Source organism: Paradesulfitobacterium ferrireducens (genome assembly GCF_017310645.1).
Lineage (GTDB): Bacteria > Bacillota > Desulfitobacteriia > Desulfitobacteriales > Desulfitobacteriaceae > Paradesulfitobacterium > Paradesulfitobacterium ferrireducens.
In genome coordinates this window covers 117395-126114 of the sequence record NZ_JAFLRH010000034.1, presented here as the reverse complement: position 1 = coordinate 126114, position 8720 = coordinate 117395, and the positions used below count along the sequence as shown (strand labels likewise).

Here is an 8720-nt window from a genome sequence, read left to right as displayed (position 1 = left end):
TTTCCAAGTAACATCAATCGCCAAGCTTTAGACATGGTACGGTGGGCAGGCTTTGATCCATCCATTTACCTAAAATCCGCTGGCAGCATCCAGTAGCTGCTGTAAGAGATTACCATGCCTTAAAATAAAATCAGTGAATCTGAACTCGCGGAACAAGGGTCATAACCATAGTTCCAAAGCTCCAGTAGGTCACTCAAAAGATAGTTCTTTAGATTTACTTCGTGAACGTTATTCCAGAGGAGAAATTGATTCAGAAGAATATAATCGCAGGAAACATGACCTATCAGCGGAATAACTCAGAATCGTCTGTTATTTAGTAAATTAATAAGGAGTGATTGTACATGAATAACAAAATATATCAGGTAAATGCTTCACAGTCATTTGATGAGACCATTGAACGAATTAAAGCCCAAGCAGCAAGTCATAGTTTTCGGGTACTACACATTCATGATGTCAGGGCTACTCTTAGTGAAAAAGGCTTCGAAATCAAACCCCTAAAAATTATTGAACTATGCAATGCCAAGTATGCCAATACGGCATTGCAAGTCGATATTACCGTTAGCTTGCTTATGCCGTGCAGAATCAACGTTTATGTAAATGAAAACGGAGAAGTAATCATCAGCACGATTCGTCCAACAAACTTGAGCAAAACGTTTGAAAATCCCCATTTGGAAAGTTTTTCAACCCACGTAGAAACAGACCTAATTGAGATTATCGAAGCCAGCAAATAGTAGAGTAAACGAAAGAGAGAGCTGCCTTTCAGGGGCTCTCTCTTTCGTTTGCCTAGCCCATCCTGTATTTCTTCAGCTTGCGCACTGCCGTGGGCTGGCTAATACCCAGATACTGCGCGAGCTTGACCGTGCTCGGATACTTTTCATAAGCCCGGCGGATGAGACTGCCTTCATACTCTTCAAGCATCTGCTGCAGAGTTTTCCCCTCAACAGCGGTCACCGTGGATTGGACAAACATATCTGGCGGCAAATCTTCCGCTCGGATCACTGGATTTTCTACCGTCAACACCAGACGCTCAATCATATTTTCGAGTTCGCGCACATTGCCCGGCCAGGGATATTTAAGCAAAATATTAAGTGTCTGCTCACTTAGCCTTTTTTCTTGAGAGTACATCGTATTAAAGCGCTGGGTAAACTTCATAATCATTTGCAGCAAATCTTCCGGCCGCTCCCGCAAAGGCGGAATGTAGATAGGAACAACAGACAAACGGAAGTAGAGATCCTGCCTGAATCTCCCCGTTCTCACAGCCTCGCTTAAGTCCATATTCGTAGCAGCGATCAAACGAAAATCCACCTGTTTGGCTTTTGTGCTTCCGATCGGGAAAAACTTTTTCTCTTGGCTTAAGGTTAAGAGTTTAACCTGGAGGTTGAGGGGCAGATCTCCCACTTCATCGAGAAAAAGGGTTCCACCCTCGGCCGCTTCCACCAACCCTTTCTTCCCCTGTGGATTTGCTCCGGAGAAAGAGCCAGCCACGTACCCGAATAATTCTGATTCCAGGAGGTTTTCCGGGATGCTGCCGCAGTTAATCTCAATTATCGGGCCGTTTTTGCGCTTGCTGTGGCTGTGAATGAACCTAGCGATCAGGTTTTTCCCCACCCCTGATTCTCCCGTAAGCAAGACGGCAGCATCGACTTCAGCAATTCTCTGCGCGGAAGCCAGAGCCCGTTTCATCTCTGAGCTGGAGGCAATGATTCCGTCCTTCTCCCTGCTCCTGAGCTCCAAGAGTTCATCTTGAACCTTCTTTACTTTTTCCTCCATGGTATTCGCATATTCTCTAAGATGCATTAACTCAGTCACGTCATGAGAATAGCTGACAACAAAGCGAATATTTCCGTTTTCGTCAAAAATGGGGCTGGCCGTTACCAAAAGTTTAATTCCAGACAGGGTTTCCTGGATCAAGCTCTGCTTAGTTTTGGTTTGCAGCACAATTTTACTAATGGAAGGGTTGAAGATTTTCTCGCGCTCAAGATCATCCACTGAGCGCCCGATAATCTCCTGACGGGAAGCGTAAATTTCCTCCACTGCTTCATTAGCATAAAGGACAATCCCCTTCCCATCGGTAATAACCACATGGTTATTGATAGAATCAAGGATCTCTTTCCAATCCCAAGCAGCTTCTGTCACGGTCATCCCACCCTTTTCCGTACCTTATCCCCACATGTTTGCCGAAGAAATATTAATTAAAGATTAATATAATTCTGATGATAGTACAAGCATACTACGACAAGGTTGGAAAAGGAAAGAAGAAAAGCTTTCGGCTTAGGCTAATTCAATTGCTACTGCCCTTACGGGTGAACCGTCCGCACCCACGATTCTCAATGGGAAGAGACTGATCAAAGGATTCACGAAATCTATACCTTCAAAATTGGTCAGGTTTTCGGCAATAATCCCGCTGACTGCGGCGATGGCGTCATGGGCCAGGAAATGCGTCCCCCCGGTAATGTCAAGATTGATCGCGTCAATGCAGAATGTACGCGCCCCGCGCCGAATCATCTCATCAATTACTTCAACATGAACGTAGGGATGAAGAAAATACTTGTCTTCCCCGGCATAGCGCGACCATCCTGTATGGAAAAGCACGATTTTGCCCGGTCCCACCTGGTCCAGATACTGATCCACATCTGTAAGCCTGATTTCTTCCTGCTCCCCTTTGCCCGTAACCGGGATAACAACTCCCGGGCCAAAAAACAGTTTGAGATCAGATTGGTCTATCCTTTGCCCATTATTATCGAAGTGATAGGGAGCGTCAACATGCGAGCCTGTTTGCGAGCCGATGTGAACGTAATGTAAATTGTATCCTTCGTTTTCAATTGTAGTAGCAACACTAATGTTGGGCTGAGGATCACCGGGATAAATCGGAGTGTCATTCGTTAGGGGCAAAGATAGATCGATAATCTTTTTGATATTAAGCATAGTCATCCACCTCTCCGTTCACGCTATTCTTCCCCTTTAAGAGCGTATAAATCCTTGCGCCGTTCCTGCATCATGCTAAAAAATGTTGTCTGTAAACCACGGCGTTCTGCCGGATCAAGGCAGGCCAGACCGATTGAGAATTCAGCTTGTACTACTGCGATCCTAACCGGATCAAACATCATACTTTTACCTCCGTTTTTTACTCTCTATGCATTCCAACAAGTCATACTGCTGCTTTCTTGGAGTCACCTGCGACAACCGAAACCCGTCCGAGCTTCATCAGCCCCCAGTAGACTACGCTTGTTAACAAGAAAGTCCATATGGTTGAACCGGTTACCAAGGGATGAATATAGGAGAAGAAATAAGCAAACCCAGCGCCTACGATATAGGCGACATAAGCCAAGTAATTAACCCCGCCCGTGTACCAGTAAGTCATGTTCTCCCCACTTACAATTTCTGCAGCATCATAATTTCTGCGTTTGAGCAAATAGTAATCGACGATCAAAATGGCAGCTACCGGAATAAAGAGCGTTCCAACCATGAGCAAGAAATTTTGGAAATGCTCTAAGAGCCAATCTTTGAGAAGTGCTCCGATCGTGCTGATAATCCCCATGACTAAGGCCGGAATCCAGAAACTATGCTTGGGAAACATCGCTAAATACGACATCGTAGCACTGTAGAGAGCCATGACGTTCGTGGACAAGACAGAGAAGAAAATGACAATGGCTGCTATGAACCCCAGTGCCGGGTTAGCCTGCCCAATCAGCATGGTCGGATCATAAGTCTGAGTCATATTGCCGAGAATGGAGAACCCGGAAACAGTAGCCCCCAAACCCATCGCAACTAAGGTGGCGGTAATATAACCGAAATAAGTGCCGATAATCGAAACTTTTTCGGACTTACAGTTGCGGTTAAAGTCAGAAACGGATGACATCCAGGAAAAAGCCGTAGCGACAACGATGTCAAATCCAACCATGACCGTAATCGCCGGACTCTTGCTCGCTTCCATCGTGATTAAATTTCCAAGGTCAAATTTATAGAACATGTAGCCAAAAACGATCACAGACAGCACCAGCATAGACGTAGCGATGAGTCTCTCTGTGGCTTCGATCCCGCGGTGGCCATAAATAATTATTAAAACAACGGCAATCTCGGTAAAAATCGTAAATAGATTAATATTGCTATAACCCGTTAAAAATTTGACCGCATGATCAAGGCTTAAACCGGCCATGTACGCTTGAATCCAGCTCCAGCCAATTAAGATAATCGTGTTTACTGCTGAAGGAAGCAACGCCCCCCTGGTCCCGAAGGCGCCGCGGGTAAGAATCATTGTGGGCAGACCCGTTCTGGTCCCGATATTGCCGGTGAGAACCAACGGTATCGTCCCCAACAGAGATCCTAAAAGAATAACTGCAAGGGCCGTGAAAAATGTCATGTCAGGAACCAAGAGCATGCCGGTGAAGACGGTGGTGACAACGACATTGGCCCCAACCCAGAGGGAAAACGTAGAGAATAGGTTCATCGACCTGTTGTTCATTGACATCGGGCGGACATTATCATCCCCAAAACTAGTAATGTTAGCCATAATCAATCCTCCTTTAATTATTTGTTCGCTCCCTTTTCCCCAGCGCAATCAACGTAAGAAACTCATACACAATATTGGCAGCCGCAGCGGCGGTTATTTGCCCGTGATCATACGCCGGCAAGACCTCGACTAAATCGAAACCAACGAAGTCCAGCCCTTTTAAACCGCGCACCAAGGCCAGAGCGTCATCAATGCTGGCACCGGCCACCTCGGGTGTCCCGGTTCCGGGAGCAAAAGCAGGGTCGAGAAAGTCAATGTCAAATGAGAAAAATACCGGACCGCCGCCAACCCTGGTCCGGATCGTCTCGATCATACGCTCGACACCTGCTTTTTTGAATTGATTCGTACTCCAAACTTCAAAACCCAAATCGCGTGAATCCTGCAGATCCTGTGTCCCGTATAGTCCGCCGCGCATTCCCACTTGAATCGAACGTTTGATGTCAAGCAGACCCTCCTCGGCCGCGCGCCTAAACGGGGTTCCGTGATTATATTTCTCCCCAAAATAGCTATCCCAGGTATCCGCATGGGCATCACAATGGATAAGGGCGACCGGCCCATGCTTTTTGGCGATGGCACGCAATTCTCCTAAAGTTATGGCATGATCTCCCCCGAGGACAACCGGAATGATTCCCTTGTCCACAACTGGGAAGAGATTCTCCACAATCTTGTCATACGTAGCGTTAATATATCCGGGGACAACAGGGATATCCCCATAGTCCACACCGGAAACATAGTCAAACACATTAATATCCTGTTCCGGGTTGTACGGCCGGAGCAAAACGGAAAAATCACGGATAGCTTCTGGCCCGAACCTAGCCCCTGTGCGGAAGGACTGCCCTGTGTCAAACGGAATCCCGGTGATTATAAAATCCATGTCACTGTCAAGCTGTTCCATGTAGGGAAGGCGCATAAATGTGCGCGGGCCGCAAAAGCGCGGAGATTCGAATGAATCTTTTGGTTGATACTTGCCCATAATTTCGTCCTGCCTTTCTTTATTTCAGAGTGCGAATAACAATTATTACATGCAATACTAATGCCAATCTTCTGAAAAGTATCTATTGACTGATTTCAGGGCCGGAGCCCGGAACTTGGTAAAACCTGGTTATTCGGTTGTGAATAGCAGTTGCGCCGCTGCATTCGTGTAGTGGCCACAAACTCGCTATTCTAGCTTGAATATGGTATTCATGGTTGAATAGCTCGTCCTATTTTGCCTTGAGCCCGTCCAAGTTTGACTTGAGACGAAAAATACCTGCTCTTCACGAATATAGATGAACTATATTTCGTGTGGGAGGAATTGGACATGGACGATGAATCGTTGCCTAAAGTCAAATCCTTTCTTAGGGATCTATTGTATCTTAAAATCAAAAGCTTTCTAACTGAAACCCTCCCTCAGGCAGTTAGTTTCATACTTCGCAAAAAGTCTCTGGTTTTCTCCCTTGTGATTATTTGTCTAATCTTCCTAACACTTGCTGGTTATTCTTTATACGCGCACACACGCATCACACCCGGAGTCACGATCTCTGGAATAAGTGTGGGCAACCTTACCCAGGTTCAAGCGCGAACTAAAGTGGGGAGCGCTGTAAGCACTGCTCTTGAGCAGACAGTCGCCCTCAATACCAGAACGGGAACAATTAAAATTCCGCTTAAAGATTTAGGACTTTTGCTCACGGCGGATCAAGCTTTGGATACGGCCTTTAAGATCGGCCGCACCGGCAAGGTCTGGGAGCGCACCGCGGCCAGGCTGCACGCACTGGTCAAAGGGTATGACGTACCCTTAAGTCCGGCCTGGGCCGACAAAATCCTCACAGCCAGTCTGGAGCAAGCAGTACGCCCTTTTGATATTGCCCCTAGAGACGCCTCCTTTAAGATTACGGCAGATAATCTTATGCAAATCATTCCGGACGAAACAGGCCTAGAAGCTGACATCCCCGCGCTGGCTGAACAGGTAAGCAGGCTCGACCCTTTGGCACCGGGAACTTTCACTGTAGCGTACCGGCAAGTTTCCCCCACTGTGACCGCCTCTCAATTGGAAGAGCAGAAGATTACCGGGATGCTCGCCAGCTTCACAACCAAGTTCGACCCTAATTTGCGTGGACGCAGCGAAAATATTAGGTTGGCCGCCTTTGCTCTTGATGGTACTTTGATTAAACCGGGGGAGGAATTCTCTTTTAACAGAACAGTAGGGCCGCGAACCGCTGCGGCCGGATACCAGGAGGCCATCATTATTGAAGACGGCCGTTTTGTCCCTGGTTTGGGCGGAGGTGTGTGCCAAGTCTCAAGTACGCTTTATAATGTGGTGCTCTTGGCTGGTTTGCAAGTTACGGAGCGTCATCCGCATGCCCTTCCCGTTAGCTATGTTCCACCGGGCAAGGACGCCACAATCGCTTGGGCCAGCCTGGATTTTAAATTCAAGAACAGCTCTGGTGGCTATCTTCTCCTGAAAAGCAGTGTTGGCTCAGGCTCAGTTACAATTAATTTATACGGTAAAATCAAATCCGGTGGCAGCAATGAATAAGCAGAACCCTGCCGGCACCGTTAATGCCAACAGGGTCTCTCTTTTTAAGACCTAAAACAAACGGGGAAGATCATAGCGCGGATCAAAGGGTTGGGGAATTCCGAGCCGCCGCTCCATACGCTGAAGCCACGGGGGCTCGAACTGCTCCTCATAAAGTTCCCACCACAGAGGCTCGCGGCCCGGCTTAATACCCATACGGGCTTCTTGCTCCCTAAGCCAACGCGGCTCATACTGTTGTTCAAATCTTTCCCAAGCCTCGGGCTCATACCCACCGCGGTAGGTGAGAGGATAATAACGCACATATGGCGGATATGGGGTGTAAATCGGTACTAAATTAACCCGTCGATGCATTTAGTTCACTCCATTTCAGCTTAGCTCAATGGGCTGCCGCTTTATAAGCCACGTTAGCTGCGGGTTGCCCATTACCATATTATTCTAAAGGATTCAGATAGAAAGTTGACCACGAGTTTTTTCTTTTATATTAGGGCAAACTAAGAAGACCTGTTCTATCGAAAAAATCAGCCTGAAGGGGGATCTATTTGTTAAGCCGCAGAGAATTTTTGGGTTTGGTGTTCAAGGGCGCCGTCCTAGGTAATTTTATAAATTTAGTTGCTCCTCCGATACACCAGGCTCTCGCCCAAGGGGAAGTAAAGAAAATTCCTGTACTCATGATTGAAACCGGTACTTGCACAGGGGATAGCATTTCGCTTGATAATATTTGGCCACCAACATTTGGAAATATTCTTACCAACCTTTTGGACTGGCGCTATGACTGGACCATGATGCAAAGCCAGGGAAGCCAAGCTTATCAAGTGCTCTTGGATACCTATACCAAAAATCCGTACGATTACATTCTCATTGTGCAAGGTACAATTGTCCACCGGGATGAAGGCAACTATAATCACGTGGGCCTGGAAGACGGCAGGCTGGTCACCGGACTCGAATTGGTTCGCCGCCTTGGCTTAAAGGCTAAATATGTGGTTGCTATCGGGAGCTGCGCCACTTTCGGCGGACCTCCGGCCGGTTATCCAAACCCCACCCAGTCCACCGGTGTACAAAAAATTCTGCCGGAGAGGCGGGTTATTAACGTCTCAGGCTGCCCCGCCCACCCCGATTGGACCATGGGAACCTTATTTCACTTGGCGCTCTACGGCGAACCCGAGCTTGACAAATTTGGCCGTCCTAAGATGTTTTACGGAGAGACGATTCACAACAACTGTGAACGGAGACGCTACTATGACCAGGGAATTTTTGCGACTGACATCGGGCAAAAGGAATGTCTCTACCGCGTGGGCTGCAAAGGTCCGGTTACTTACGCCGATTGCCCGATTCGCGCCTGGAATGATCATATTAACTGGCCGGTGGGCTGCAATTCCCCTTGTATTGGATGTACGGAGCCGGGGTATCCTGACATAATGGAACCATTCACCGCGCATTTGCCGGATATCCCCTTCCCAGGAGGTACCAAAATCACCACCAATAACATCGGGTTCGGAGTGCTGGGGGTGACCTCCGCCGCAATTACCGGACATATGGCAGCTTCTCTCTACAAAGGCAGGTTGCATAAAAACCTTATTAAATCTACAGCTAAAGCCAAACATCGACCATCAGTTATGAAGGCGAAAGAATTTCACACTTATCGTCTTAAACACAGAAAATAATTGGAGTGACCCTATCTGGAAAAGAAAACTATTT

At 47.3% G+C, this 8720-nt stretch carries 10 protein-coding genes; 4 read left to right on the top strand and 6 right to left on the bottom strand.

The annotated features are described in order from the left end of the window. Nucleotides 1-133: 133 nt before the first annotated feature. Both J0X21_RS16200 and J0X21_RS11860 read left to right on the top strand, forming a co-directional pair. A complete protein-coding gene (locus J0X21_RS16200) occupies nt 134-295 on the top strand; it encodes an SHOCT domain-containing protein (protein WP_407947651.1) in 162 nt (53 codons plus the stop codon). A 46-nt stretch (nt 296-341) separates the two neighbouring features. After that, nucleotides 342-731, top strand: a complete 390-nt coding sequence (locus tag J0X21_RS11860; RefSeq protein WP_206812421.1) for a DUF302 domain-containing protein — start codon at nt 342-344, stop codon at nt 729-731. A 52-nt stretch (nt 732-783) separates the two neighbouring features. Here J0X21_RS11860 and J0X21_RS11855 read toward each other — a convergent pair whose 3' ends face one another. The 5 genes from J0X21_RS11855 to speB all read right to left on the bottom strand — a co-directional run bounded on the left by J0X21_RS11855 (nt 784) and on the right by speB (nt 5483). Then, nucleotides 784-2136: a sigma-54 interaction domain-containing protein gene (locus tag J0X21_RS11855; protein WP_206812420.1), complete on the bottom strand. Its 1353-nt coding sequence runs from the start codon at nt 2134-2136 to the stop codon at nt 784-786. A gap of 135 nt (nt 2137-2271) precedes the next feature. Further along, nucleotides 2272-2925, bottom strand: coding sequence for a cyclase family protein (locus J0X21_RS11850; RefSeq protein ID WP_206812419.1), 654 nt, complete (start codon nt 2923-2925; stop codon nt 2272-2274). A 23-nt stretch (nt 2926-2948) separates the two neighbouring features. Beyond that, nucleotides 2949-3107 (bottom strand): hypothetical protein, encoded by a 159-nt coding sequence (locus J0X21_RS11845; protein ID WP_206812418.1) that lies wholly within the window; start codon nt 3105-3107, stop codon nt 2949-2951. A gap of 41 nt (nt 3108-3148) precedes the next feature. Then, nucleotides 3149-4510 (bottom strand): purine-cytosine permease family protein, encoded by a 1362-nt coding sequence (locus tag J0X21_RS11840; RefSeq protein ID WP_206812417.1) that lies wholly within the window; start codon nt 4508-4510, stop codon nt 3149-3151. Nucleotides 4511-4523: 13 nt separating this feature from the next. Continuing rightward, nucleotides 4524-5483 carry an agmatinase gene (gene speB, locus J0X21_RS11835; protein ID WP_206812416.1) on the bottom strand — a complete coding sequence of 320 codons (960 nt, stop codon included), beginning with the start codon at nt 5481-5483 and terminating at the stop codon, nt 4524-4526. A gap of 327 nt (nt 5484-5810) precedes the next feature. Between speB and J0X21_RS11830 the strand changes: the two genes are divergently transcribed. Then, nucleotides 5811-7025 (top strand): VanW family protein, encoded by a 1215-nt coding sequence (locus J0X21_RS11830; RefSeq protein ID WP_206812415.1) that lies wholly within the window; start codon nt 5811-5813, stop codon nt 7023-7025. Between the two features lie 51 nt (nt 7026-7076). Here J0X21_RS11830 and J0X21_RS11825 read toward each other — a convergent pair whose 3' ends face one another. Further along, the gene (locus J0X21_RS11825; protein ID WP_206812414.1) at nt 7077-7376 is read right to left on the bottom strand and encodes a hypothetical protein; all 300 of its coding nucleotides are present in this window, start codon (nt 7374-7376) and stop codon (nt 7077-7079) included. 188 nt (nt 7377-7564) lie between these two features. On the opposite strand from J0X21_RS11825, the gene J0X21_RS11820 reads away from it, so the two are divergent. Next, nucleotides 7565-8686 carry a hydrogenase small subunit gene (locus J0X21_RS11820; RefSeq protein WP_206812413.1) on the top strand — a complete coding sequence of 374 codons (1122 nt, stop codon included), beginning with the start codon at nt 7565-7567 and terminating at the stop codon, nt 8684-8686. The last annotated feature ends 34 nt before the right edge of the window (nt 8687-8720 follow it).